We start from the raw sequence: 26,288 nt of genomic DNA, 5'->3' as shown, positions 1-26,288 counted from the left end.
GAAAAAAGGCGCCGCGGTGAGGCGGCGCCTTTGGTCTTTCAGCTCGAGCAGCGTCTAGAACAGGCCCTCGATCTGGCCAACCTCGTTCAAGAAGATCTTCTCCGAGGACGGCGCCTTGGGCAGGCCCGGCATGGTCATGACCTCGCCGCAGATGATGACGACGAAGCCGGCGCCGGCCGAGAGCCTGACCTCGCGCACCGGCACGGTATGGCCGGTCGGCGCGCCGCGCAGGTTCGGGTCGGTCGAGAACGAGTACTGGGTCTTGGCCATGCAGACCGGCAGATTGCCGTAGCCGGCCTGCTCCCAGGCATGCAACTGGTCGCGGATCGACTTGTCGGCGATCGCCTCGTCGCCGCGATAGATGCGCTTGACGATGGTGTTGACCTTCTCGAACAGCGGCATCTCGTCCGGGTAGAGCGGCGAGAACTGTGAGGCGCCGGATTCTGCGATCTCGACCACCTTCCTGGCGAGGTCCTCGATGCCTGCCGAGCCCTGCGCCCAGTGCTTGCACAGGATGGCCTCGGCGCCCTGCGCCTTGACGAAGTCCTTCATCGCCTGGATCTCGGTTTCGGTGTCGGTGGTGAAGTGGTTGATCGCCACCACTGCCGGCACGCCGAACTGCTTCACATTCTCGATATGGCGGCCGAGATTCAGGCAGCCTTTCTTGACCGCCTCGATGTTTTCTTTGCCGAGGTCTTCCTTCTTGACGCCGCCATTCATCTTCATGGCGCGCACCGTGGCGACGATGACCGCCGCCGACGGCTTCAGCCCCGCCTTGCGACACTTGATGTCGAAGAACTTTTCCGCGCCGAGGTCGGCGCCGAAGCCGGCTTCGGTAACGACATAGTCGGCAAGCTTCAGCGCTGTCGTGGTGGCGACGACCGAGTTGCAGCCATGCGCGATGTTGGCGAACGGGCCGCCATGCACGAAGGCGGGGTTGTTCTCCAGCGTCTGCACCAAATTGGGCTGCATGGCGTCCTTGAGCAGCACCGCCATGGCACCGTCGGCCTTGAGGTCGCGGGCATAGACCGGCGACTTGTCGCGGCGATAGGCGACGATGATGTCGCCGAGGCGCTTCTCGAGGTCCTTGAGGTCGGTGGAGAGGCACAGGATCGCCATGACTTCGGAAGCCACGGTGATGTCGAAACCGGCTTCGCGCGGATAACCGTTGGCGACGCCGCCGAGCGAGCAGATGATTTCCCGCAGCGCCCGGTCGTTCATGTCCATAACGCGGCGCCAGGCGACGCGGCGGGTATCGATGCCGAGCTCGTTGCCCCAATAGATGTGGTTGTCGATCAACGCGGACAGCAAATTATGCGCGGTGGTGATGGCGTGGAAGTCGCCGGTGAAGTGAAGGTTCATGTCCTCCATCGGCACCACCTGGGCGAGGCCGCCGCCGGCGGCGCCGCCCTTGACGCCGAAATTCGGTCCGAGCGAGGCCTCGCGGATGCAGACGATCGCCTTCTTGCCGATGCGATTGAGGCCATCGCCAAGGCCGACCGTGGTGGTGGTCTTGCCTTCGCCGGCCGGCGTCGGGTTGATGGCGGTCACGAGGATCAGCTTGCCGTCCTTCCTGTCTTTCACCGACTTGATGAACTCGGCCGAGACCTTCGCCTTGTCGTGGCCATAGGGCAAGAGATGCTCGTTCGGGATGCCGATCTTGGCGCCGATCTCCTGGATCGGTTTCTTCCTGGCGGCGCGCGCGATCTCGATGTCGGACTTCACTTCGGCCATGACGGCTTTCCTCTGGATTGGGCGGTGGAAGGGACGGTTTGATCATTTGTGCATGTTCGAAACGCCGCGCGGGCGCAAGGGTAAGTTCTAACCCTGTCGCGGCCGCGGCGTCAACTTCCATGCAACTAAGTTTCCTGCAAAGAAAAACTGCTGTTCCCGGTCCGACCCTGTTCGGGTCTTCGGCCCCGGTCGCTTGCGGCGTATAGAAGCCAGAGCCAAGACCGTTCCGCCGTCTCAAAACAGCCGCTGAATACGCGAAAAGCGACAGAGGCGACGGCGCAAATCCACCATCGCCGTGTCGCCTCGAAAGGCGCTATTGCGTGAGCACGTTGCTGATCTCGACCATGTTGGAGCGCACGCGCAGGATGTAGAAGCCCATCGTCGTCAGATGCGTCGGCAGGAGCCAACCGTCTTCGCGGCCGTTGGCGATGATGAAGGGCTGGATGCGCAGCGCCGAGACGAATTGCGAATCCATCGTGTCCCAAAGGCTCTGCAGGTGCTTTTCCTTGATCACGTCGTCGAAGTCGGCCTGGGCGCCCTTCATCAAGCCGTAATATGCATAGAGCTGACCATAGGCGAACCAGAAGCGGTCATCGGCGCGGGTATCGAACCAGCCATCATTGTGGTTTTCCGCGCGCTCCTTGAGGATGGCCGAGGTCGATCCGATGTCCGAGGAGATGCGGTCGATATATTGCTTCAGATTGTCGGCACGGGCGTCGAACGTCGCCTGGCAGGTGGCCAGCCGGGCGTTGAAGTTTCGCAGCTTCCGCACCGCGTCGCGATAATAGCTCGGCGTCGGCGTCTTGGGGCCGAACGGGTTCAGGCCGAAATACCAGGTGTATTCATCGAACTGTAGATTGCCGCGCGCATCCTGCAGGTCGGCGTCGATCTGCGATGTCGTGCGCACGCGGCCGAGATTGTCGGCAAGCTCGGTCGCGGTGCGCCGCACCGCCTGGTTGATGCCGCGCTGGAAGGACGCCTTGTTGTCCATCCAGGGCGTGTGGTCCCAATCGATGCCGAACAAGCCGAGCTTGTAGAGGATCATCGAGGAGATCCAGGCATTCTGGTTGACGTTGAAGTCCGTCAAATCGGCGGCAACCTGGGCGATCGCCGAGTTGCCGCATGTCTTGGCCGTATCGGTGCCGCTGCCGGCTGAAACCTGCTCGCCCGCCGACACGTTCCGCTTCTCGAAAGTGTAGGTGTCGGGATAGTTCGGGTCGAAATTGTTCCACCACTGCGTGGCGTAGAAGAAATTGGCGTAGAGGCCGATCAATACCAGAACGGCAAGGCCGATCACCGCCTTCAGAATCCAGCCGCGCTGGCCGTACCAGCGGCCAACCCACATGAACGGCCACAGAATGAGGCCGATGACGAAGCCGATGCCGCGGCCGATCCATTGAAAAATCCGGGTGAAGAAGTTCACGATCGGATCGAGCATGGCTGTGGTACCCCTCAGAGCATTTCACCGTTTCAAGGGAAACGGCGATCTGCCCTAACCCTTTGTTTTGGCGCAATTCCGGGCGGAAAACCGCCCACACTTTTCCTGGAATTGCTCTAGATCAGAATAACGTTTCGTTGAAACGTCATCCTGATCTAACTCTTTGTTGGAGCATGATTTCCCCCGAAAACCGGTTCCCACTTTTCGGAATCATGCTCTAGTCAGTCAAACCGTAAAGGCGCGCGCGGAACGCCGCCTTGTCCTTCAGATATGTGGTTTTCAGAACGTCCACAACATGGCTTCGCCAGGCGTCGCTGAAGCCGTCATAATCCTTGTAGAAGCCGGGCTTGTTGAAGACGTAGCGCGACACGAAGTCCTGCGGCACGAAATCCGAGATCAGCTGGTTGGTCGGCCAGGCATCGGGATGATCGGGCTTGGCGCGCACGACGAGGAAACGCTGGCGCGGCGGCACATCCTCGATCTTGAGATGGCCGAGCTGGGCGATCTCGCGCTTGGCGGCGTTGAGGAAGGGGAAATTGCCGTCGCTGGCGATCAGGTCGGCGTGGCCAAGGATCCAGGTCTGCAGCCAGACCTTGTCGACATCGGTCAGATTGCGGTTGGGCTCGGCGTCGCGGATCAGCGCCCGCACGACCATTTCGGCGCGGTGTTCGAGATAACCGGAAGTCTCGATCCAGGAGGCGCGAGGCAGATCGAGACGGCCGGTGGCGGCCAGGAAGCCGAACACCTTGTCGGCGTCGTTGATCGACAGATAGCTCACCTGCCAGGGCCGCGAGCGGCGGAAGCCGGGAGCGGCCGGATCGCTGATCACCGTCGTCATATCGGGGTCGACGAAGACGTAGAGCCCGCCGAAATGGCTGGTCCAGTAGGCGTTGTGGCGGAAGATCACTTGGTCCGGCACCAGCGCGTTCTCGCGGATGTCGCCGCAGACCTTGGCAAGCTCGACCATGCGCTCAAGCATGGCGTCGTCGCGCCAGGCGTCAGGCTCCTGCCTCAGCCGGTCGACGAGCTTGCCGAGCTCAGCCGCCTTGCCGAGCACGTCCTCGGCTGACAACACCTTGAACTCGACCTGGTTGATCGACAGCAGGTCCTCGATATCGTTGACCTTGGGAACCGAGTCCTCGATCTCGCCGTAGATGACGTCCTTGATGGTCAGCGCGTCGATGGCGCGCCGGTTCTTCGACATGAACTCGAACATCAACTGCGAGGTGTTGGAGAAGGCGGTGTGGACCACCGGCAGGTCGATCTGCGACGGCGTCAGGATGATGAAGCGGCGGTTGACCTCATTGGGATCGAGATAGTCGTAGTCGCCGCATTCCTCGGCGATTTCGGGCGAGAAGCCGGTGCGGTCGATCTGGAAGCTCGCAAGCTTGGTGGGCTCGAGGCCGAAAGCGGCAAGCGCCTTGTTGTAGCGCTGGATGAGATGCGGCTCGTCGATGGCGAGCAGCCTGCCGTAGATCAGCTCGTTGTCGCGCAGAAGGTCGGGTTTTTTAATTGCGCTCATCTTGCCTTCTCCCCGTTCACGGGGAGAAGGTGCCCGAAGGGCGGATGAGGGGCAGCGCACTCTTCCCTTCTCCCCTTGTGGGAGAAGGTGGATCGGCGCGATAGCGCCGAGACGGATGAGGGGTGTTCCAGCGGAGTGAGACGCCGGCGTTCCCTGGAGCCCCCCTCATCCGTCGCCTTCGGCGACACCTTCTCCCAAAAGGGGAGAAGGCGAGGTCGGCGCAACTCACGCATTCCACAGCCCCTTCTTCTTCAACTCCTCCATCTCGCGCGCTGCGCGCTCGCGCAGCCTGGCGTCGCGCAGGAGCTTCTCCACGGCGGCGTCGTCGGATTTATCGGAATAGCGGAACTCGGAATCGGCGTAGCGGTTGATCTCCTGCATGACCATGTCCATCGAGAACGGTCCGCGCAGTTCCTCGATCATCGCCTTCTTGTCGTCGTAGCTCTTGTGCATGAAGGCTTCCGGCTTCTCGAACCAGTCGTCCGGCAGCTCGATGTCCATGGCGCGCGTTTTTATCGCGTCGGTGACGTTCTTGATGGCGCGGCCGGTGAAGCGCGGCTCGGCGTCCTTGATCATGTGCAGATAGGTGCCGACATCGGCCATGGTCTTCGGCGCGCCGTTTTCCTTCATGTAGCGCTCATAGACCTTCATCAGCCCATCTTCCTGCGGCTTTTCGTGCTCTTCATAGGCCTCGGCCACGGCGCGTTGGATTTCCTGCGCGGCATAGAGTTCGTGCTTGCCAAGCGGGATCTCGTGGTTCTTGCCGGCAAGCAGCACGAAGATGTCGATATAGTCGTCGCGCGTCTGCGGGCCGTCGACCAGCCAGCGCGCGCCGGCGCGCTGGCGCAGCGCGTCGTCGACATTTTCCGGATAGTTGGAGAACATGCCGAAGGAGCAATTGCCGCGCACCACCGTCGAGGCGCCGGCGAAGGCGTCCATCAGGACGCCGGTGATCTCCTGCTGACCGGCGGAAGCACGGTCGTCGGAACGGCGCGCCGCCACCTGGTCGATGTCGTCGATGGTGCCGAAGCCGATGACGCGCGGATTGAGCACGTTGTTGATGAACTGTCGGCAGTTCTGGCCCGACTTGCCCTGGTAGGACGAGATCTGGTCGACGCCGAAATTCTCATAGGCGAAGGGATAGCCGGCGACCTGGCAGTAGCCGTTGACGAGGCCGGCGATCATCTGGATCAGCGTCGTCTTGCCGGTGCCCGGCGCCCCGTCGCCGATGAAGGTGAACAGGAACCCGCCGAGCTCGACGAAGGGGTTCAGTTCGCGCTCGAAGTCGTAGGCCATCAGCATCTTGGCCAGCCTGACCGACTGGAATTTGGCGATGTGGTTGCCGATGACCTCTTCCGGTTTCTTGAAGGTCATCACCAGCGGCTTGGTGCGCTTGCCGGGCGCGACGTCGAAACCATCGAGGGTGAAATCGTCGACGTCGATACGGATATGCGCATTTTCGAACGGGCCAATGCCGTCGAAGCGACCTTTGCGCGCAAGCAACCCGTCGATGGCGACGCGGGCGAAGGCGCGAGCGCGCGTCGTCAGGTCGGCGTCGTCCTTCGAGCCGGCTATTGCCTTGTCGAGACCGGCGATGATCGACTTGACCGCGTCCTGCGGCGTGTCGAACAGGAAGTCGGGCTCGGGGATGTCGTTCGGCGCCTCGCCATCGCTGTCGATCAGCTGGAAGAGATACGAAGCGAAACTGAAGGCGGAAACGTAAGCCGAGGCCGACAGAAGCTTCTTGAAGGTGGCTGCCTCATCGCCTTCCAGCGGCGCACGCGCATTCCTCGCCTGCAGGCTTTCGAGGTCGGAGCCTTCGGCGAAGACGTCGGATATGGCGAGCGCGATCGCCAGGCCGCGGCGGGCGCGGTAGAGCAGCGTGTGCTGCGGGATGCTCATCAACTGGTCGTCGGGATGAATGGCCGCTACTGTTTTCGTGAGCTCGACCTCGCGCGTGCGGCGCACCGAGCCGACCGACACGGTCGAGACGAAGCGGCGGTTGGTGCCGGCTAGCGCCGTGCCGGATTCGCGCGAAGGGTCCTCCAGCACGACGATGCGGGTGATGAAGCTGTGCGCGGTCGCGCGGTGCTTTTCGATTGCGGCTTCCGAGATCGTGGTCAGGCCGGTGTCCATGAAGGATGCTCCGCGATTGACGGTCAGACGTCGCTGATCACCTGTCCGTTGGACAGGATGTGGACCTTGTAACCGGAAAAGATCTTCTGTGCCTCGCCCGCGGCGTAGAGTGCCTGATAGGCCTCGTGCGGGATCAGCGCGTGGTTCTCGTAGTTTGACACGCCCTGGCGCGCCGCTTCGAGATCGTCGGTGTTGATGAAGAATTCCTGCGTCGTCTTCTCGCTGGAGAACAGGCCCCTGCGGCCAGGCTTCTCGCTCTTGGAGAAGACTTCCTGGATGGTCCAGGTGAGCAGCCAGGCGTTCTGCGGCTTGCGCACCTTGGCCAGCACCTCTGCCACCGTCGAATTGTTCTCGGTGATGCCGGCCGAGTAGAAGGGTCCCAGCACCACGCGCCGCAGCTGCTTGGGATGCAGCGGCTCGAAATCCTTGTCGAGATTGATGGCGATCGTCGCCGGAGACAGCGTATAGGCCGAGTTCTTCTCGGTGAAATCGTCGAAGCGGTGCGCAAGTTCCGGGTTGAGCAAGCCGTCGACGGGGAGCGGGATATCGACCCGCTCGTTGAGCTTGCCGTTCACGTCGACCAGCTGGCGCACCATGCTTTCGGAGGAGTCCTCCACCGTCACCATGTAGACCAGCGGCAGGTTGGCGCTGCCGTCGAACGCGGCCCAGTGGACGAGATAATAGGGCCGCATTGTCTTCGGGTTGACCGAGACCTTTGCCGTCTGCGCCAGGGTGAACGGGCCGAAGGTCGCCTCGCTCTTGACGTCCTCAAGATAGAGCCGCTCGGCCATCGACTTCTGCAGCGCCTCTGGGAATTCCTTGTGGCGCAGGATGAAGTCGGCCATCTCCTCACGCAGTTCGCCGGCCTGCGGGATGTTGGCCAGCCGCGCATCGGCCTGCTGGCGGTCGTTTTCCAGCTCCAGCAGGTTCTGGAAGACGGGGTAGCCGCTTTCGGCGCGCGAGATACGGAAGGTGTCCATGAAGCCCAGCCGGTTGCGCCAGCAGGCAAAGGACTTGTCGAGCCGCGCGATATACTCGGCGACGATCCTGGCGACGATGCCGTGCCGGTAGAGCGGCGAGCGGTCGTCGCGCATGAACACTTCCAGCCCGCTCAGCGCCGCCGTGATGGCGGAAAAATAGCGTGCCGCGGCGTCGTTCTCAGGTGTCATGTGGCTGCCGTGGAAATGAAATCAGCGGCGCCGCCTATTGCTGCACATAGTTGGCGGCGTTGTGCTTCTTCATCACATCGTCGAAGCGGCGGGCGAAAGCATCGTCGGCAAGCTTCTTGCGGCGCTGGATGTCGGCTGAAGCCACCATGTTCTTCTCATGCATCTCGAGCAGGTCGCCGATATGCTTCTGCGAGGCGGCGCCGATGCCGGCCATCGTCTCCTCGGCCGTGTTGTCGACCTGGCTGCCCAGCGTGTTGATCTTGTGGGCGACGTCCTGCTGGGCGGCGGTCTTGAGCGAATCTTCCAGCGCCTTGTAGAGGACGATGCGCTGCTCGGTGTCGATGGTCAGCTTGTTGATCAGGGTCGACTGCGCGGCAATCTGGTTGTTGAGTGAATCGACGAAGGTCTGGAACATCGAGGTGTAGCGCTCCAGCGTCTGGCTTTCGGCCAGCAGCTCCTGCTCCTTGGCCTGCTTTTCATTATATTCGGTCGCCATTTTGGAGCGCTCGCCCTCAAGCTCGGTGCGCTCCTTCTGGGTCGTGGAGGCGGCGATCTTGTTTTCGATGTCGAGCAGCATCGGGTTCAATTCCTCGATGCGCTTCTGCACCGCTTCAAGGTTGGTCATCGTCATCTTGCGGCGTTCGATAACCTGCGAAAGGCTGGCCTCGGAGGTCTTGTAGCGCTGGTCGAGGACCTGCTTCTGTGCCTTCAGGATGCCGACGATGGTGTCCGACTTGGCCAGCAGCTCCTGCAGATTGCCGGCAAGCGACATGTTGCGGACGCGGTCGGTGCGCATGCGCTGCTTGCGCTGCGCCGAAAAGACACCGACGAAATTTTCCCAGCCGGTGTAGTTCTTCATGCTTTCGAACTCGGCGCCGAAGACATTGGTTGCGTCCTCGAGCCCGATGATCAGGTCGGCAATATTGCCTTCCATGACTTTCTGCTGCTTGAGCACGTCCTCGATGCGGGCGTTCTCGATGTCGAAATTGGCGTCGCCGATCTTCTTGTCGGCCTGAGCAAGCGTGTCGAGCACGGTGCCGGACTGCTCGATCTTGCTGCGCATGTCCTGCACGACCTGCTTGGTCTTGGCAATTTCGGCATCGAAATTCTGCAATGTCGCCATTGGGGCCTCCCGCTTCGGCATCCGTTTCCGTGTCGTGGCGGCGAATATATGTGGGGCTTCAAGGGATTGAAAGAAGGAAGACAAAGGGAAGCGTCAAAACAAAAGAATTGGTTAGGTCCTTGAAAGGCAAGGCAAGCATGCGCATGGCGCCTAGTAACGCGTACCATCATCGAGCAGCTTTTGCTGACATGCCTTAAGGTCTTGTTTTTGCGCACGGCCATGAAACAGCGCCGGCAAATATCCTGCGGCGGCGATGCCGGTTTCGCCGGCGCCGGTCAGGGCTTGAAGCGGTTTTCGGACGACCTCCGGCTCTACAGCGGTTCAGCGTTTCACGGAATCGCCGAACCGCTTTAACTCTTTGTTTTTACACAATTCCGGACGGAAAACGCTATGCACTTTTCCTGGAATTGCTCTATGCAGGCTTTCGGCTCAGCGGTTGACAAAGCCGATGAAGTCGTCGGGCGCCGCCCGGCCCATCTCCTCTTCCCAATGCCTTCGGCAGAGCGAGACATAGACGTCCTTGCCGATCGCCACCTGCTCGCCCTGCTTCGCCACCTTGCCGTCGGGCCCCAGGCGCACCACCATCGTCGCCTTACGGCCGCAACGGCAGATGGTGCGGACCTCGCGCAGGTCGTCGGCGATGGCGAGCAGAGCGCGCGAGCCGGAGAACAGATTACCCTGGAAGTCGGTGCGCAGGCCGTAGCACATGACCGGAATGCCTAGACGGTCGGCGATGCGGGCGAGCTGCCAGACCTGCTCTTCCTCGAGGAACTGCGCCTCGTCGACGAAGATGCAATGCACAGGGCCATGCCGATGGTGCTCGGCGACCGTGGCATAGAGGTCGTCGCCGTCGCGGAAAATCTCTGCCTCGGATTCGAGACCGATGCGCGACGAGATCAGCCCGGTGTCGCCCTTACGATAGTGGCCGGCGACGAACAGCATCGTCGACATGCCGCGTTCGCGATAATTGTAGGACGCCTGCAAGAGCATCGTCGTCTTGCCGGCGTTCATCGTGGCGTAGTGGAAGTAAAGCTTGGCCATGTCGCTCTTTTGGGTGTGTCGGGATTCAGGCGAGGCCGGCCCGACCTGAATCTCGACACACCCTAAGCCGACTTGCCGCGGCTCGGGGAGAGGGCACCGGCTCCGTCCACCAAAAACTCGATGTCGTTCAAAAAGCTGTCATGTCGCTTAATGGCCAGCGCGCGCCGTTCGTCGCGACGTTGAACCGCTTGAAACAACATCAAAATGGTGTTTGGCTGACGAAACAAGGCGGGCGCAAGAACCGTGACTTCGCTTTGCCTCGAAAATCCAATGGGAGATAAGTTCATGTCGCGTATGAAATCTTTCGTCGCAGGCCTCGGCCTTGCGGCGTTCCTGTCGACAACCGCCGCCTATGCCGGCGATCCGGCGAGCTGCAAGGCCGTGCGGCTGTCGGATGTCGGCTGGACCGACATCCAGGCCACCACGGGCCTCGCCTCGGTGCTGCTCACCGCGCTCGGCTATGAGCCGCAGACGATCCAGCTTTCGGTGCCGGTGACCATGGCCTCGCTGAAGAACAAGGACCTGGACGTCTTCCTCGGCAATTGGATGCCGTCGATGACCAACGACATCAAGGACTACACCAAGGAAGGCTCGATCGAGACGATCAGCACCAACCTGACCGGCGCAGGCTATGGCATCGTCGTGCCGACCTATGTCGCGGATGCCGGTGTCAAGACGCTGACCGATCTCGGCAAGTTCAAGGACAAGTTCAACGGCAAGATTTACGGCATCGAGGCCGGCAATGACGGCAACCGCATCATCCTGGACATGATCAAGAACCCGAAGGACAACCTCGAAGGCTTCGAGCTGGTCGAATCCTCGGAGGCCGGCATGCTGACGCAGGCCGAGCAGTCGATGAAGAACAATGAGTGGATCGCCTTCCTCGGCTGGACGCCGCATCCGGTGATGGGCGCCATGAAGATCACCTATCTCGACGGCATGGGCGACAGCGGCTTCGGCGCCGCCACCGTCTATACCATCGTGCGCAAGGGCTACACCACCGAATGCCCGAACGTCGGCAAGTTCATCGCCAACCTGAAGTTCAATCTCGACATGGAAGGCGAGATGATGGACGCGATCCTCAAGGGTGGCGATCCGCAGACGGTGGCGACCGATTGGCTGAAGAAGCATCCGGACGCGGTGGCGCCCTGGATCGCCGGCGTCACCACTTTCGATGGCGGCGACGCGGCTGCGGCCGTCAAGACCGCGCTCGGGGGCTGATCGCTTGGGACCGGGATGATTTCCGGAAAAGGGCAGCCCTTGAAGAGGCTGCCCTTTTTCATATGCCTGGAGACGTGAGAGGATGACCGTGCGGCAAGTGCGGCGAAGCCGAGAGGGGAAAGATGGATCCGATTTCTAAATTCCTGACCGACTACAAAATTCCGATCGGGCCATGGGGCAAGGCTTTCTTCGGTTTCCTGACCGACAATTTCGACACCATCTTCCGCGCATTTTCAAACGGTCTGAATTTCATCCTGGACGGAGCAGTGAGCCTCCTGCTCATGGTGCCGCCGGTTTTGTTGGCCCTGGTCATCGCGTTCATCGCCTGGCTCTTACAGCGTTCGCGGCCGCTCGCCATCGGCGTCTTCCTCGGCCTGATCTTCATCATCAACCAGAATCTGTGGAAACAGACGGTGCAGACGCTGGTCCTGGTCGTTGCCGCCGCCGCAATGGCAATGGCGATCGGCGTGCCGCTCGGCATCTGGGCGGCGCACAAGCCGAAGGTCTACCGCGTCATGCTGCCGGTGCTCGACCTGATGCAGACGCTGCCGACCTTCGTCTACCTGATACCGGTGCTCACGCTGTTCGGGCTCGGCAATGCGCCCGGCCTCATCGTCACCATCATCTTCGTCATCCCGACGGCCGTTCGGCTCACCCATCTCGGCGTCGTTTCGGTGCCCAAGGCAATCATCGAAGCGGGCGAGGCGTTCGGCGCCACCAAGCGCCAGCTTCTGTGGAAGGTGGAGCTGCCCTCGGCGCTGCCGACCATCATGGCGGGCCTGACGCAATCGATCATGCTGTCGCTGTCGATGGTGGTGTTCGCCGCCCTGATCGGCGCCGGTGGCCTCGGCACCGAAATCAACCGGGCGCTCGGCTCGCGGCGCATCGATCTCGGGCTTGAGGCCGGCCTCGCCATCGTCGTGCTCGCCATCGTGCTCGACCGCATGACCCGCATCGGCGTTGGAGGCAAGAAATGACGGTCGCGGTTGATTTCAAGAATGTAGACATCGTCTTCGGCGCCGATCAGGCCGGTTCGCTGGCGCTGATCGATCAGGGCGCCACCCGTGCCGAGATCCTCGAAAAGACCGGCAATGTGCTCGGATGCGCCGACGCCAGCCTCACCGTGCACGAAGGCGAGATCTCGGTGTTGATGGGCTTGTCCGGTTCCGGCAAGTCGACGCTGCTGCGGGCCGTCAACCGGCTCAACGTCGTGTCGCGCGGCCAGGTGCTCGTCAAGGACGGCGACCGCATCGTCGATGTCGTCACCTGCGACGAGACGACCTTGCGGCGGCTGCGGCAGAAGCAAGTGGCCATGGTGTTCCAGCAGTTCGGCCTGCTGCCCTGGCGCACGGTCGAGGAAAATGTCGGCTTCGGCCTCGAGCTTGCTGGCGTGCCGGAAGCCGAGCGCAAGGCGCGGGTACAGAAGCAGCTGCAGCTTGTCCATCTCGACCAGTGGTCGAAGAAATATGCTCATGAGCTTTCGGGCGGCATGCAGCAGCGCGTCGGTCTCGCCCGGGCTTTCGCCACCGAGGCGCCGATCCTTTTGATGGACGAGCCGTTCTCGGCGCTCGACCCGCTTATCCGCACCAAGCTGCAGGACGAATTGCTGCAGCTCCAGGCCGAGCTGAAGAAGACCATCATCTTCGTCAGCCACGACCTCGAGGAGGCGCTGAAGATCGGCAGCCACATCACGATCATGGAGGGCGGCCGCATCGTGCAGACCGGCGCGCCGGAAGACATCGTCTTGCGCCCTGCCAACGACTATGTCCGCGACTTCATCGCCAATGTGAATCCGCTGTCGGTGCTGACGGCGTGGAACGTGATGCGGGACCGTCGCGACCTGGAGCACGGCGATAACGGCTGGGTGTGGCTCGACCGGCGCAAGACGACACGCTTCAAAATCGACGACCACGGCCTTGTGGCGGCGGCCGAGCGCGACGGCAAGCCGGCGGTGTGGGTGTCCTGCGCCGATGTCGAGCGCCAGCCGGAGGAGGGCGCCCAGGTGTTCTGGGCCAATCCCGGCACCCCGCTGAAAACGGTGATGCTCGCCATGCACCGGTCGCAGACGGCGCCGGTGGCGCTGTTCGACGAAGGCTCGCGCTTCGTCGGCTCGATTGGCATCAGGGACGTGCTGAGTGCTGTGCTGAGGCGGTAGGACCTTCAGCCTTCTTGACGGGCGTGTGCCGCTGGCGGGCACCTCGCGCTTGTTCTAGACTGACCGGCAGCCGAACAACCGGCATCAGGCGAAAGAGGCACGAATGATCTTCCGTCAGCTCTTCGATTCCGTTTCGGGCACCTATTCCTATCTGCTTGCCAGCCGGCGCGGCGGCGAGGCGCTGATCATCGATCCGGTGCTGGAGAAGGTCGAGCGCTACCTGCAGCTGGTCAATGAGCTGGACCTGAGGCTGGTCAAGGCGGTCGACACGCATCTTCATGCCGACCACATCACCGGTCTCGGCGCGCTGCGCGACAAGACGCATTGCGTGACTGTCATGGGCGAGCAGACCAAGGCCGACGTGGTGTCGATGCGGCTTGCCGACGGCGACAAGCTAGGCATCGAAGGCCTGGCGCTCGACGTCATCTACACGCCGGGCCACACCGACGATTCCTACAGCTTCATCTTGCCCGACCGGGTCTTCACCGGCGACACGCTGCTCATCCGCGGCACCGGCCGCACCGACTTCCAGAACGGCGATCCGCGCCAGCAATATGAATCGATCTTCGGCCGGCTGCTCAAGCTGCCCGACGAGACGATGATCTTCCCGGCGCATGACTATAAGGGCGAGACCGTGTCGACGATCGGCGAGGAAAAGGCCTTCAATCCGCGCCTGCAGGTGAAGTCGGTCGACGAGTATGTGAACATCATGAACAATCTCAACCTATCCAACCCGAAAATGATGGATGTGGCCGTGCCCGCCAACATGCGGGTCGGGCTGCATCAGGACGACATCGCCAGCCGCGGCTGGGCGGTCAGCGCGGAGCAGGCGCTGGCGCTGGTCGGGCGACCCGACGTGGCGCTGATCGACCTGCGCGAGCAAACCGAGCGCGAGCGGCACGGGGTCATCCCCGGCGCGATCCATCTGCCCTATGCGCGGCTGCAGGAAAACATTGCCGCCGGCGGCATGCTGCACGAGCTGGCGAAATCGACCAGCAAACAGATCCTGTTCTATTGCGCCTTCGGCGAGCGTTCGGCGATGGCGGTGCAAGCGGCGCAGGATGTCGGGATTTCCAGCGCCCGCCATATCCAGGGCGGCATCGACGCCTGGCGGAAAGCCAGCGGCCCGCTGATGCATTAAAGCGCGTCGCACTTCTGGGCGACATGCACTAGTCTAGGCGCGCCGGCCAGGTTCAGTTCAGCCCGATGAGCTTGGCGCCGTTCCGGAACAGGGCTTCTCCATCGCGATCGAAACGGAATGTCGCGATGAAATCGTCGGCGCGATAGTTCGGCAAGGCGTTGCGGATAGCGGCGGCGAAGGTTCGCGCCTCCTCCTGCCGGCCGGCCAGCGCCAGGCAATGGGCGGCGATCGCCAGGATGATGACATGGGCGTTTGGCCTTGCGGCCGCCTTCAGCGCCCATTCGGCCGCCGCTTCGAATTCGCCGAGCCGCGCATGCGCCATGGCGCGCGCGCCCATCATGCCGAACAGCAGCGGATCGAAGGGGCTGAGATGACGCGAATGGTCGGATGAGCCGATCGCCGATTGCGGGTCGCCCGACTGCGAATGGACGAAGGACAGCGCGTAATGGCCGAGCGCGAAATTGGGGCTGAGATCGACGGCGCTCGCCAGCTCCAGCAGCGAGCTGTCCTGCTCGCCGCGCAGCCATAACGCGCGGCCCATCGCCCAGTGGGCGGCTGGGTTACGGTCGTCGACCAGCAGGCTCTGGCCGGCGCTCTCGAAGGCAAGCGCGGCCTCGCGGCCGCGGTCGCCCCAGCGCTGGAAAGCGTTCTGCCAGTGGGTGAAGGACATGCCGGCATAGGCGCGTGCGAAAGTAGGATCGAGCTTCAACGCCTCGCCGAAGAAATGCTGCGCCAGCTCGTTTTCTTGGCGGGTGAAGCGATACATGTGCCAAAGGCCGCGATGGTAAGCCTCCCAGGCATTGAGCGAGTTTGGCGCTTTCAGCAATGCGCGGTTGCGCTCCACCGTCGCGATCTCGGCGGCGATCGATGAGACGATGCTGTTGCCGATATCCTCGATGACGATGAAGATGTCGTCGGGTTTATGCTCGAAGGTTTCCGCCCAAACGATCCTTGCCGTGCGGACCTCGACAAGCTCGACCGAGACGATGAACCTGCCCGGCAGAGCCCGCACCGAGCCCGTCGCGACATAGTCGACATTCAGCCTGCGCCCGGCGTCTTCCGGCGCGATGTTCTTCTCGGCGAGCGCGAAGACAGAGCCGCGGGCGATGACGAAGAAATCGCGCAGCTTGGCAAGCCGCGTGATGATGTCATGCGTGAGGCCATCGGCAAGCCCGCCACGGAAGCCGCCGGCGCCGGCGCTCTCGGCAAACGGCATCACCGCGAGCGAAGCCCGGCGGGTCGCAACGGGCTCGGATTCGTCCGCGGCGACCGACGATTCCGAAACCGGGAAAGCCGGCCCGGATCGGGCGCATGGCGTTGCGCCGGCGTTCCGGGCTCTTATCTCCTGCCAAGCCTCGCGCAATGGCGTGAAATCCAGCTCTTCCGAGCGAAACAACTCCGCTGCCGTGGCAAGATGCTCTTCGCCGGCGCCGATCTGCCCGCGCCGGGCCAGATTTTCCAGCAGCGCCACATGCGCGCGGCCGTCGAAGGGCGCTAGCTCCAGCCATTTGTCGATATAAGCGCCGGCCTCATCGGTTCCACGTGGGAGAAGCCCAATGATATGCTCCAGAACCGCGACATGGCATGCGCTGAAACGGCGGCGCTGCGCCGTCAGCCAGCTGCCGAAATGCGGGCTGCGATCGAGCTCGAGGCCGTCGAGAAAATCGCCGGCGAAATGTTGCGAAATCCCCTGCAGCCGCACGAGATCGAGCGTCTGGACACCTTCGGCCACCGCCGAGGCGGCATCCAGCGCGTCCACATGGACATCGTCAAGACGGAGCGACACCATATCGCCGTCGGTTTCGACCCGGCGCAAGCCCGCTTCGTCGAGCGCGGCACGCAGCTTGCTCAGGCACCAGCGCAACTCGCCGCGCGGATCGTTGGGCACGTCCCAGAGAAGTTCGCAAAGACGGCTGCGGCTGACTGGGTGGGGCGCCAGCGCCAGATAGGCAAGCAGGGCGCGCAGCTTGCGTGACGAAGGCAAGGCCACAGGAACATCGTCGCGCATGATCGTAAACGGGCCGAGCAGCCTGATCGAAAGGCTGGCTGCCATGCCTTTCAGAGTCGACCGAACGGATTCCACGTCCGTTTCCACGCTCGCTCCCACGTCGAACAGTTGGTCCATGTTCTATCACCAAACACGACAGGGCGCATCCGGCAGCGAATTTTCGAGCCGGACGCGGCCTTTGCCGAATTGCCGGCAAGTCACACGCAACTAGCGCGGCAAGGTGTCGAAACCGCGCCGCCCAATTCGCCGGTTTGTAACCGGCACGTGAGGAGATCGAGGAGAAAGCCCATGTTGCATCAGTTGAAAATCAGGACCACGGCCGGTCGCGGCCGGCTGTTCGACAGCATTCTCGATACCGTCGGCGACACGCCGGTCATCCGCATCAACAATCTCGGGCCAGGTCACGCGACGATCTATGTGAAGGCGGAGTTCTTCAACCCGGCGGCCTCGGTGAAGGACCGGCTGGCGCTCAACATCATCGAGGAAGGCGAGCGCAGCGGTAAGCTCAAGCCTGGCCAGACCGTGGTCGAGGCGACGAGCGGCAATACCGGCATCGGCCTCGCCATGGTCTGCGCGCAGAAAGGCTATCCGCTGGTGGTGACGATGGCCGACAGCTTCTCGATCGAGCGCCGCAAGCTAATGCGCATGCTGGGCGCCAAGGTGGTGCTGACGCCGCGCGCCCAAAAAGGTTTCGGCATGTACAAGAAGGCGGTCGAGCTCGCCGAAGCCAATGGCTGGTTCCTCGCGCGCCAGTTTGAGACCGAGGCCAATGCCGCCATTCACGAGGCAACGACGGCGCGCGAGATCATCAATGACTTCGCCGACTCGAGGCTGGACGTGCTCGTCACCGGCTACGGCACGGGCGGCACGGTGGCCGGCGTCGGCCGCGTGCTGCGCCGCGAGCGGCCGGAGGTGAAGATCGTGCTCGCCGAGCCGGCGAACGCCCAGCTGATCGGCAGCGGCAAGGCCCAGGAGCGCGGCGCCGGCGGTGCGCCGTCCGCCAGCCATCCGGCCTTCGAACCGCATCCGATCCAGGGCTGGACGCCGGACTTCATCCCCAACGTGCTGCAGGAGGCGATCGACCAACGCTATTATGACGAGGTGGTGCCGATCCCCGGTCCCGAAGGCATCAAATGGACGAAGGCGCTGGCGCGGCAGGAGGGCATCTTTACCGGCATCTCCGGCGGCGCCACTTTCGCCGTGGCGCGGCAGATCGCGGGCAAGGCCCCCGCCGGCTCGGTGATCCTGTGCATGCTGCCCGACACGGGGGAGCGCTACATGTCGACGCCGCTTTTCGACGGCATCGAGGCCGAGATGGACGCCGAGGAGACGGCGCTGTCGCGCTCGACGCCGAGCTGCCAGTTCGAAGGCTGAGAACAGAAACGCGACGCCGCCCCCGCATGGCGGCGTCGTTCTTTTATGCGCGGGTCGACCCACGCCGGCGGGAGAGGCGAGATGGATATATTTCCGGAAGCGACCAACGCGGAGGAAACGCTCGATCCGCCGGATTGGGCCGATGTGGGAGAGCTCTCGCACCGAATCCTCGACGATGCCATCGCCTATCTCGAGGATGTCCGCAACCGGCCGGTCTGGCGCGAGATGCCGGCCGAGGTGCGGGCATTCTTCGGCGCACCTTTGCCGCGCTCGCCGGCGCCGGCGGCTGACGTCTATGACGACGTCGCCCGCAACGTGATGCCTTACCCGATGGGCAACATCCATCCGCGTTTCTGGTCCTGGTATATGGGATCCAGCAACTTCACCGGCGCGCTCGGCGATTTCCTGGCGGCGATCCAGGGCTCCAATCTCGGCGGCGGCAACCATGCCGCCGCACTGATGGACAGCCAGGTCGTCAACTGGATGAAGGAGATGGTCGGTTTCCCAGCCTCGGCCAGCGGCACCCTGGTCAGCGGCGGCTCGATGGCCAACATTATCGGACTGACCGTGGCGCGCAACGTCAAGGCAGGCGTCGACGTGCGCGAGCGGGGTGTCGGCGCCATGCCGAAGCCGTTGCGCTACTACGCCTCGGACCAGGTCCATTCCTGTCATCGCAAGGCTGTGGAGGCGCTCGGCCTCGGCAATCAGGCGCTGCGGCGCATCCAGACCGATGCCGGCTTGCGCATCGATATCGCCGCGCTCAAGGCGGCAATCGCGGAGGACCGCGAGGCGGGCTTCAGGCCGGCCTGCGTGATCGGCACCGCCGGCACCGTCAACGCCGGCGCGGTCGACGACCTGCGGGCGCTGGCGAGCGTGGCGGCCGAAGAGGCTCTCTGGTTCCATGTCGACGGCTGCATCGGCGCGCTCATCGCGATCGCACCTGAGAACCGATCGCTCGTCGCCGGCATCGAACAGGCGGATTCGATCGCACTCGATCCGCATAAATGGCTGCACGCGCCGTTCGAAGCCGGCTGCGCCCTGGTGCGGGACGCATCCCAGCACCGCAACACGTTTGCCGTGACGCCAGAATATCTGGAATCGACGCCGCGGGGCCTGGCCTCCGGAGAGTGGCTGCACGATTATGGGCTTCAAACGTCGCGCGGCTTCCGTGCGCTCAAGATCTGGATGGCGCTGAAGGAGCATGGCGTCGAGAAGTTCGGCCGCCTGATCGACCAGAACATCGCCCAGGCCCGCCACCTCACCCGTCTGATCGAGGCGGAGCCGGCGCTCGAACTGATGGCGCCAACCACCATCAACATCGTCAGCTTCCGCCACCGGCTGGATGGCGCGTCGGAGGAAAAGCTCAAGGCGTTCAACACCGAGATCATGCTGAGACTCCAGGAGGAGGGCATCGCGGCCTTGTCCGACACCACGGTGCAGGGCCGGCATTGCCTGAGGGTGGCAATCGCCAATCACCGCACGCGCCGGGACGATCTCGACCTGCTGGTGGCGGAGATGCTGAAGCTGGGACGGGAAATCGAGGCCGCGATACCGGTCTGAGGCACGCTCGGGAAGCTGTCTCAGCTTGCCGTCAGCGTGGCGCCCGGCAGATAGAGCATGATCGGCCGGATCTCGTAGACGGCGGTGGGGTTGACGCGCTTGAGGTCGCGCGCAGCGGCAATCGCCTCGTCCCGGTTCGCGCAGTCGAGGACATAGAGGCCGAGCAACTGCTCCTTGGTTTCGGCGAAGGGACCGTCAATGACCATGCCTTCGCCGGGACCGCGCAGCGTCACCGCCTTGGCCGTGACGTCAAGCCTCGCCGCCGGCCCGAGCTTGCCCTCGCGCGTCAGCCTGTCGTTGACTTCGAGCAGGTCTTTCATCAATGCCGCATCCTCATCTGGCGACCAGGACTGCACGGTGTCTTCGACATGGTAGGCAAGGACGGCGTAGAACATGGGTGGATTTCCCTCGTAACCAGGCGGGCCGCACTATCACAAGGATGGTTCGACTGATCCAGTGGTGCCGGTGGCGGACATAGCCCACTCCTGACTCAAGCTGCCACCGGCAGCTTCAGCTCCGTCAACAAGCCGCCACCGGGGTAGTTGGAAAGATTGACCTCGCCACCGGCGCCGCGGGCGATGTTGCGGGCGATGGTGAGACCGAGGCCGAGGCCGCCGGTGGTGCGGTTGCGCGATTCCTCCAGCCGCACGAAGGAGCCGAACACCGCGTCCAGCTTCGCTTGCGGAATGCCGGGGCCTTCATCGCGGATCGACAGCGTGATCGTGTTGCCCGATCGGCGCACGCCGAGATGCGCCTTCTTGCCGTAAGTCACCGCGTTCTGGATAAGATTGGTGACGCAGCGCCGCAGCGCCACCGGCCGCGCGACGCAGATCAGGCCGCGCGACGGGACCACGCCTTCGTCGAAGGATGCGCCGTCGAAGGAATCCGCGACCGATTCCACCAGCGACCAGAAATCGATCCGCTCGGCCTTTTCCTCCGTCACCTCGAATTTGGCGAAGTCGATGACCGAGCTGGCGATGCTTTCGATGTCGGCGAGGTCGTGCGCCAGCGCCTCGCGCGCGGGCGACCTGCGCAATAGTTCGAGACGCAGGCGCATCCGGGTCAGCGGCGTGCGCAGATCATGCGCCAGCGCCGCCGCGAGATGCTCGCGGTCCTCGACATAATCGCGCAGCCGCATCTGCATGGCGTTTATCGCCTTTGCGGCGGCGCGGATCTCGCGGCTGCCGCTCTCGGCGATCGGCGGGCTTTTCAGGTCATTGCCGATGCGCGTCACCGCCGTTTCCATCATCCGGTAGGGCGCGGTCAGCCGGCGCAGCGACCAGATCGACATGATGATGATCAGGCCGGCGATCAGTGAGTAAAGCGGCAGGCTGTCGAGGCTCAGAATCGGTCCCGCCGGCGTGATCGGTTCGGTGAAATTCAGCCACTGCCCATCGGAAAAGCGCAGCGAGGCGGTCAGCTTATCGCTTTGCGCGAAATCCGCGGCCAAGACCAGCAGGTCGCGCTCGACCTGGCCGACATCCTTGTTCACCGCCTGCCCGTCTGGGACGTCGGCTTCCTGGGTGGCCGGATCGCGCCGCACGCGCGCGTCGGTCACGCCGAATTTCGACAGGCGGCCGACCAGGATGTCCTCAAGCTCGGCCAGCTCGTCATCGCCGGCGATCGAAGAGGTGACGGCGGGCGTGTCCGAAACCGTCAGCGCATAGGTCGAGTTGAACAGGCCGGACGCGGTCGCCTTGCGCTCTTCGGGCGTGGCGTCATGCATCAGCTGCACCAGCGAATAGGCGCGGTCGTTCAGCCGGTAGAGATCGACGACGCTGTTGGCGGCGGCGCGGTCGCGCGCCACGATGTAGAGCGTCGTCACCTGGCTGATCATGAGGCCGGCAATGACGATCAGCAGCACCCAGACTGGCAGGGTCTGCGGCAGGAAGCGTCTCATTCCGACGTGGTCTCGGGCAGGAACTGATAGCCGCCGCTGCGCACGGTCAGGATCAGTTGGGGCGTTTTCGGATCGTCTTCCATCTTGCGGCGCAAGCGGCTCACCAGGATATCGACGCTGCGGTCGAAGCTGTAGCCGGTGTCGCCGCCGGACAGCTCGATCAGCTGCTCACGGGTAAGCACACGCTGGGCGCTCTTGACGAAGGTCTGCAGCAGGTTGAACTCCGCCATCGTCAGTTCCACCCGGACATCGTCGGGCGCCGTCAGGCGGCGGCGCGCGCAGTCCATGGTCCAGCCGGCAAAGCGGTAGATCTGCTTGATCGTGGGGCGACGCGGCTCGGCGCTGCCGTTGCGCCTCAGCACGGCGCGGATGCGGGCCAGAAGCTCGCGCGGATCGAAGGGCTTGGGCACGTAGTCGTCGGCGCCCATTTCCAGGCCCACCACGCGATCGGTCGTTTCCGTCACCGCGGTCAGCATGATGATCGGCGTGGTGTAATTGGCACGGATCTCGCGGCAAAGCTCAAGCCCGCTTTTGCCGGGCAGCATCACGTCGAGAATGATCAGGTCCACCGGCGTGCGGCGCAGGATCGCTTCCATCTCGGTGCCGTCCCCGGCCACTGTCGTTTGCAGCCCGCGCTTCTGGAAGAACTCCTGCAGCAGGTCGCGTATGCCCTTGTCGTCGTCGACGATCAGTATGTGCGCATCGGATTTCACTCGAAACCTATCATTCTCTTTGCCGGCTCTTGCTGGATATCCGTTCGAGACAACCCACACGATAGAATTCGGGCCACATCTTGGCCAGTGGCCGCGATCGCCGCGTGGGGCGGATTCCTCAGAAACAATCCAGAAACAAAATTCTACAGTTGAGAAAAACTGGTGAAAAATTTCAAGGGCATAAACGGTGCCGTGGCGGTCAGGTCATCGGCTGCGACGCAAGTTTCCGGAGTAACGGACAAGACCAATGCAGAGGTTCTGGATCAGCGTGATGGGTGCTTTGCTCAGCATATCGCTCATCACAGCCGCGGACGGCGCCTCCACCGCAAAGGTCGTCGCTCCGCTCACCCGGACCGAGCGCTGCACCAATCTGAGCCGTCAGGTTGACGAAGCTCTCGAAACCCATGCCGCGGCAACGCAGGTCACCGCGGCGAAAGCACTGCAAAGAAGGGGAAACCGGTTCTGCGCCAACAAGAAGCAGGCACAGGGAATCCGGATGCTCGCAAATGCTTTGAAGCTGCTTGGAGTGGCACCGATCGATCCCGTTCAGTGACACCCACCCAGACCCGCAAGAAAAAGGAAATGAAGCCATGAAGAAGTCCATCCTCTCCGCCCTCGGCCTCGGTGTTGCTCTCGCCTTCGCGATGCCGGCGCTCGGCAACGCCGCCGCCACGACGACGGCTGCCCCGGCTGCTTCGACCGCGACCACCACGGCTGCTCCGGCGGATAGCACGGCTGCGAAGCCGATGAAGAAGGTCGCTGCCAAGAAGGCCTGCAAAGTGACCGAGACGCACAAGTGCCCGGTCAAGAAGAAAGCGTCGGCTGCGAAGCCCGTTGCTGCGAAGCCGGCTGCCAAGAAGCCCTGATCCAGCGCTCTGCGCCACTAGACGAAGCCGCTCCGGTCGATTTCGGCAGGGGCGGCTTGCTTGCGGCAGGGAGCCCGAAACCAGCAGGTTTCCACCGCGCTCAAGTCCTATCCTTAACCCGATCGCAATGCCGGTGCTGTAGGACAGTCCGCATGAAGAAGCGGTTTTCGTCCCTGATGCGTTCGCTGACCCTCGGCGGCCTGATCGCCACCGCGGCGGCACGATCGTTGATCATCTTTACCGCAAGCCCTGTGCCGGATCCGGCCAGCGGCAGGACCGAGCCCGAGCTGTTCGCTCCGCTGATCTCTTCAAGCTTCGACTACATCACGCCGGCGCAGTCCTGGGTCCTGGTCCTGCTGACCGGTGCGACCGTGATCGGCTTTGTCGGCTGGATGTTCTTCGCCTTCGTCGAACGCGGCTCCGACATGGATGGCGGTGCAGGTTCCGGCAGATCGGGCACCGCGTTGCGCCGCCAGGGCCGTTGACCCTCCGGCAGTGATTCCCCACATAGGGCTGATGGTCCAAGCCGGCATTACCCGCGCGTGGAATTGGACGTATATTTGCTGCGTGACAGAATGAGAGCGAGAGAGCCCAGTTCTCGCTGGTGGATCCGATGCCCGAAACCGTCCTCAAACCCCGCACTAAGACGCAGCCGAAAATCGAGCGACCGAAGCTCTACAAGGTCATCCTCGTCAATGACGATTTCACGCCGCGCGAGTTCGTGGTGACGGTGCTCAAGGGCGAATTCAAGCTCAGTGAGGATCAGGCGCATCGCGTCATGATCACCGCGCATACGCGCGGCGTGTGCGTCGTCGCGGTGTTTACGCGCGATATCGCCGAGACCAAGGCGACGCGGGCGACCGACGCCGGGAAGGCCAAGGGCTATCCGCTGCTGTTCACCACAGAACCGGAAGAGTAGGGGCGGTGGAGTTTTTTCCTTCTCCCCTTGTGGGAGAAGGTGGATCGGCGCGCAGCGCCGAGACGGATGAGGGGTGTTCCAGCTTGGCGTCAACTACCCCTCACCCGGATTGCCAGCCGATTTGTGAAGGACAAATCGGGGCAATCCGACCTCTCCCACAAGGGGAGAGGTGAGGAACTCACCGCCCTTCGCGATACCACATCGAGCCGATGGCGAGCAGCAGCAGGCCGAGGCCGAGGAAGCCGCCGAACAGCGGCACGCGCGACACGGCCTTGAGCGTGCTGTCGTCGGTGGTGCGCAGGCCGATCCAGTCATCGCCCGACGCGGCCGCTGAAGAGCGGACGGGAACGATCGACGGCAGTGTCAAGCCGCCGGCGAGATTGCCGAGCGTCGACGACGGAGCCAGCCGCCGCACGCTGCCGCCGGTCGCCTCGGCGGGCGCCTTCAGCCGATCCTCGGTCGAGATCACGTCGGAAAATTCCGGCGCGTTGATCGGGCCGACATGGGCAAGCGCGGTAAGATCGCCATTGCCGATCTGGTAAAGGCCGATCTCGCCGGTCTGCAGGCTGCCGGTGAAAATGCCGGGCTCGGCTTTCTCGAGCTTCACCGCCACCGCCTTGCCGGACGGCGTGATGACCTGGGCGGGACCGGGATCATCGCTCATCGTCTGGCGGCGGATTTCGAGCATCATGCCGCGGCCGTCGGCGGTTAGCCGTTCTTCTTCCAGTTCCGGCTCCTTCATCAGCCAGTGGGCGATGCGGCGATAAAGCTGGACATGCGGCCCGCCGCCCTCGAAGCCGCGCGCCCACAGCCAGCCCTGATCGGACAGGAGCATGCCGACACGGCCCTCGCCCTTGCGAGCGAGCAGGAGCAGGGGTCGATCGTCGGCGCCTTTCATCACCACTTCGCCTTCCGGGTTCTTGACGCCGATGGTGCGGAACCAGCGGCTCCAATGCGGCGGCTCGCTTGCCGAGCCGTCGAGCCCGCGCGTCACCGGATGGCGCTGGCCGAGATCGGTCAGGCGCGGGTAGAAGGCCTTGTCCACCACCTCGCCGGTCGGCATGGCCGGCAGCGCGGCGTTGAGCGGCGTGCGGGCGATGGAGTTCTCGCCGGCATATTCGGGGCCGGCGGCAATCAGCAGCGCGCCGCCCTTTTCGACATACTCGGAGATGTAGTCGTAATAGAGGATCGGCAGCACGTCGCGGTGCTGGTAGCGGTCGAAGATGATCAGATCGAAATCCTTGATCTTCTCGACGAACAGCTCGCGCGTCGGGAAAGCGATCAGCGACAGCTCATTGATCGGCGTTCCGTCCTGCTTTTCCGGCGGACGCAGGATCGTGAAGTGGACGAGATCGACCGACGCGTCCGACTTCAAAAGGTTGCGCCAGGTGCGCTCGCCGGCATGCGGTTCGCCGGAAACCAGGAGCACGCGCAGGTTCTCGCGGATGCCGTCGACCAGGGCAATCGCCCGGTTGTTGGCGTCAGTCAGCTCGCCGGGCTCCCGGTCGATGCCGAGTTGGACGATGTTGCGGCCGGCATTGGGTATGGTGACCGAGAGCTTCATCGGCTGGCCGACGGTCGCGTGCTCGACCGAGACCTGCTCGCCATTGACCGAGACGCGCACGTCCACCGGAGCGCCGTCGCCTTCCGTCGAGATGACGCGGTAGGTCATGTCGAGCGGCTTGCCGACGAGACCGAAGCGCGGCGCGTTCTCGAAGCGGATGCGGCGGTCCTTCTCATGCTCGTTGCCGGTGATCAGCGCATGCAGCGGCGCGTTGAACTCCGGCGCGCCGGCAGGCGCATCATGCACCTCGCCGTCGGTGATCATGACGGCACCGCCGATGCGCGACGGCGGCACGTCGCGGAAGACGCCTTCCAGCGCGTTGAACAGCCTGGTTTCGGTGCGCTCGTCGGCGGCTTCGGACTTGCCGGCCTCGACGACACGGACATCGAACTGCTTGAAGCGGGCAAGACGCTGCTGCAGGCCGGTCAGCGCCTCGTCGGTCTGCTTGGTGCGGTCGCCGATGTCCTGGCTCTGGCTGCGGTCGACGACGAGGGCGACGACGCTCTTCAGCGCCTCGCGTTCCTCGGCGAGGAAAACGGGATTGAGCAATGAAGCGGCGAGCGCGAGCAGCGCGATGAAGCGCAATGCCGAGCCGCGCTGGCGGAACCACAGGCCGACCAGCGCCAGCAAGAGCAACGGCACGAAGAGCAGGCCGAAGAGCGGCCAGGAGAGAAGCGGTTCGAAGGAGATGGACCAGTTCATGA

Annotated in this window: 22 protein-coding genes; 10 read left to right on the top strand and 12 right to left on the bottom strand. The window is 63.4% G+C overall.

The window, feature by feature from the left end; genetic code table 11:
* Positions 1–54: 54 nt before the first annotated feature.
* The 7 genes from LB538_RS07115 to LB538_RS07085 form a co-directional block, all read right to left on the bottom strand.
* A complete protein-coding gene (locus LB538_RS07115) occupies positions 55–1,734 on the bottom strand; it encodes a formate--tetrahydrofolate ligase (protein ID WP_224524542.1) in 1,680 nt (559 codons plus the stop codon).
* 313 nt (positions 1,735–2,047) lie between these two features.
* Positions 2,048–3,172 carry a DUF2333 family protein gene (locus LB538_RS07110; protein ID WP_224524546.1) on the bottom strand — a complete coding sequence of 375 codons (1,125 nt, stop codon included), beginning with the start codon at positions 3,170–3,172 and terminating at the stop codon, positions 2,048–2,050.
* Between the two features lie 217 nt (positions 3,173–3,389).
* Positions 3,390–4,694: a DUF6638 family protein gene (locus LB538_RS07105; RefSeq protein WP_224524549.1), complete on the bottom strand. Its 1,305-nt coding sequence runs from the start codon at positions 4,692–4,694 to the stop codon at positions 3,390–3,392.
* A gap of 225 nt (positions 4,695–4,919) precedes the next feature.
* Positions 4,920–6,830: an AAA family ATPase gene (locus LB538_RS07100; protein WP_224524552.1), complete on the bottom strand. Its 1,911-nt coding sequence runs from the start codon at positions 6,828–6,830 to the stop codon at positions 4,920–4,922.
* 23 nt (positions 6,831–6,853) lie between these two features.
* Positions 6,854–7,999 (bottom strand): hypothetical protein, encoded by a 1,146-nt coding sequence (locus LB538_RS07095; protein WP_224524555.1) that lies wholly within the window; start codon positions 7,997–7,999, stop codon positions 6,854–6,856.
* A gap of 34 nt (positions 8,000–8,033) precedes the next feature.
* Entirely contained in the window at positions 8,034–9,122 is a 1,089-nt protein-coding gene (locus tag LB538_RS07090) for a hypothetical protein (protein ID WP_224524557.1), read from the bottom strand.
* Between the two features lie 429 nt (positions 9,123–9,551).
* On the bottom strand, positions 9,552–10,163 hold the full coding sequence (locus tag LB538_RS07085; protein ID WP_095766475.1) for a thymidine kinase: 612 nt from the start codon (positions 10,161–10,163) through the stop codon (positions 9,552–9,554).
* Positions 10,164–10,448: 285 nt separating this feature from the next.
* On the opposite strand from LB538_RS07085, the gene LB538_RS07080 reads away from it, so the two are divergent.
* The 4 genes from LB538_RS07080 (at position 10,449) to LB538_RS07065 (ending at position 14,680) form a co-directional block, all read left to right on the top strand.
* On the top strand, positions 10,449–11,384 hold the full coding sequence (locus LB538_RS07080) for a choline ABC transporter substrate-binding protein (protein ID WP_224524560.1): 936 nt from the start codon (positions 10,449–10,451) through the stop codon (positions 11,382–11,384).
* A gap of 122 nt (positions 11,385–11,506) precedes the next feature.
* The gene (choW, locus tag LB538_RS07075; RefSeq protein ID WP_095766478.1) at positions 11,507–12,361 is read left to right on the top strand and encodes a choline ABC transporter permease subunit; all 855 of its coding nucleotides are present in this window, start codon (positions 11,507–11,509) and stop codon (positions 12,359–12,361) included.
* On the top strand, positions 12,358–13,539 hold the full coding sequence (gene choV / locus LB538_RS07070; RefSeq protein ID WP_140838752.1) for a choline ABC transporter ATP-binding protein: 1,182 nt from the start codon (positions 12,358–12,360) through the stop codon (positions 13,537–13,539). The genes choW and choV overlap by 4 nt, the downstream gene beginning before the upstream one ends.
* Positions 13,540–13,642: 103 nt before the next feature.
* Complete coding sequence (locus LB538_RS07065) at positions 13,643–14,680, top strand: MBL fold metallo-hydrolase (RefSeq protein WP_224524562.1); 1,038 nt, start codon at positions 13,643–13,645, stop codon at positions 14,678–14,680.
* Between the two features lie 52 nt (positions 14,681–14,732).
* Here LB538_RS07065 and LB538_RS07060 read toward each other — a convergent pair whose 3' ends face one another.
* The gene (locus LB538_RS07060; protein WP_224524647.1) at positions 14,733–16,733 is read right to left on the bottom strand and encodes a transcriptional regulator; all 2,001 of its coding nucleotides are present in this window, start codon (positions 16,731–16,733) and stop codon (positions 14,733–14,735) included.
* Positions 16,734–16,976: 243 nt separating this feature from the next.
* On the opposite strand from LB538_RS07060, the gene LB538_RS07055 reads away from it, so the two are divergent.
* Positions 16,977–18,062 (top strand): PLP-dependent cysteine synthase family protein, encoded by a 1,086-nt coding sequence (locus tag LB538_RS07055; RefSeq protein ID WP_224524564.1) that lies wholly within the window; start codon positions 16,977–16,979, stop codon positions 18,060–18,062.
* An 81-nt stretch (positions 18,063–18,143) separates the two neighbouring features.
* On the top strand, positions 18,144–19,622 hold the full coding sequence (locus LB538_RS07050) for a pyridoxal phosphate-dependent decarboxylase family protein (protein WP_224524567.1): 1,479 nt from the start codon (positions 18,144–18,146) through the stop codon (positions 19,620–19,622).
* 20 nt (positions 19,623–19,642) lie between these two features.
* Here the strand turns inward: LB538_RS07050 and LB538_RS07045 are convergent, their stop codons facing one another.
* The 3 genes from LB538_RS07045 to LB538_RS07035 form a co-directional block, all read right to left on the bottom strand.
* Complete coding sequence (locus LB538_RS07045; protein WP_224524570.1) at positions 19,643–20,017, bottom strand: YciI family protein; 375 nt, start codon at positions 20,015–20,017, stop codon at positions 19,643–19,645.
* A gap of 95 nt (positions 20,018–20,112) precedes the next feature.
* Positions 20,113–21,522 (bottom strand): ATP-binding protein, encoded by a 1,410-nt coding sequence (locus LB538_RS07040; RefSeq protein ID WP_224524573.1) that lies wholly within the window; start codon positions 21,520–21,522, stop codon positions 20,113–20,115.
* Complete coding sequence (locus LB538_RS07035; protein ID WP_224524576.1) at positions 21,519–22,235, bottom strand: response regulator; 717 nt, start codon at positions 22,233–22,235, stop codon at positions 21,519–21,521. Before LB538_RS07035 ends, LB538_RS07040 begins: the two co-directional genes overlap by 4 nt.
* A 247-nt stretch (positions 22,236–22,482) precedes the next feature.
* On the opposite strand from LB538_RS07035, the gene LB538_RS07030 reads away from it, so the two are divergent.
* The 4 genes from LB538_RS07030 to clpS all read left to right on the top strand — a co-directional run bounded on the left by LB538_RS07030 (position 22,483) and on the right by clpS (position 24,020).
* Positions 22,483–22,788, top strand: a complete 306-nt coding sequence (locus LB538_RS07030) for a hypothetical protein (protein WP_095766486.1) — start codon at positions 22,483–22,485, stop codon at positions 22,786–22,788.
* Positions 22,789–22,825: 37 nt separating this feature from the next.
* Positions 22,826–23,101, top strand: a complete 276-nt coding sequence (locus tag LB538_RS07025; RefSeq protein WP_140838736.1) for a hypothetical protein — start codon at positions 22,826–22,828, stop codon at positions 23,099–23,101.
* A gap of 152 nt (positions 23,102–23,253) precedes the next feature.
* Entirely contained in the window at positions 23,254–23,586 is a 333-nt protein-coding gene (locus LB538_RS07020; RefSeq protein WP_224524580.1) for a hypothetical protein, read from the top strand.
* Between the two features lie 128 nt (positions 23,587–23,714).
* Positions 23,715–24,020, top strand: coding sequence for an ATP-dependent Clp protease adapter ClpS (gene clpS / locus LB538_RS07015; protein ID WP_224524583.1), 306 nt, complete (start codon positions 23,715–23,717; stop codon positions 24,018–24,020).
* 178 nt (positions 24,021–24,198) lie between these two features.
* On the opposite strand, the gene LB538_RS07010 is transcribed toward clpS, so the two are convergent.
* Positions 24,199–26,286: a hypothetical protein gene (locus tag LB538_RS07010; protein WP_224524586.1), complete on the bottom strand. Its 2,088-nt coding sequence runs from the start codon at positions 26,284–26,286 to the stop codon at positions 24,199–24,201.
* Positions 26,287–26,288: the final 2 nt, after the last annotated feature.

It is taken from the genome of Mesorhizobium sp. Ca11, assembly GCF_020165275.1.
Lineage (GTDB): Bacteria > Pseudomonadota > Alphaproteobacteria > Rhizobiales > Rhizobiaceae > Mesorhizobium.
The sequence above is the reverse complement of the archived record's forward strand: the minus strand, read 5'-3'. Positions and strand labels throughout refer to the sequence as shown.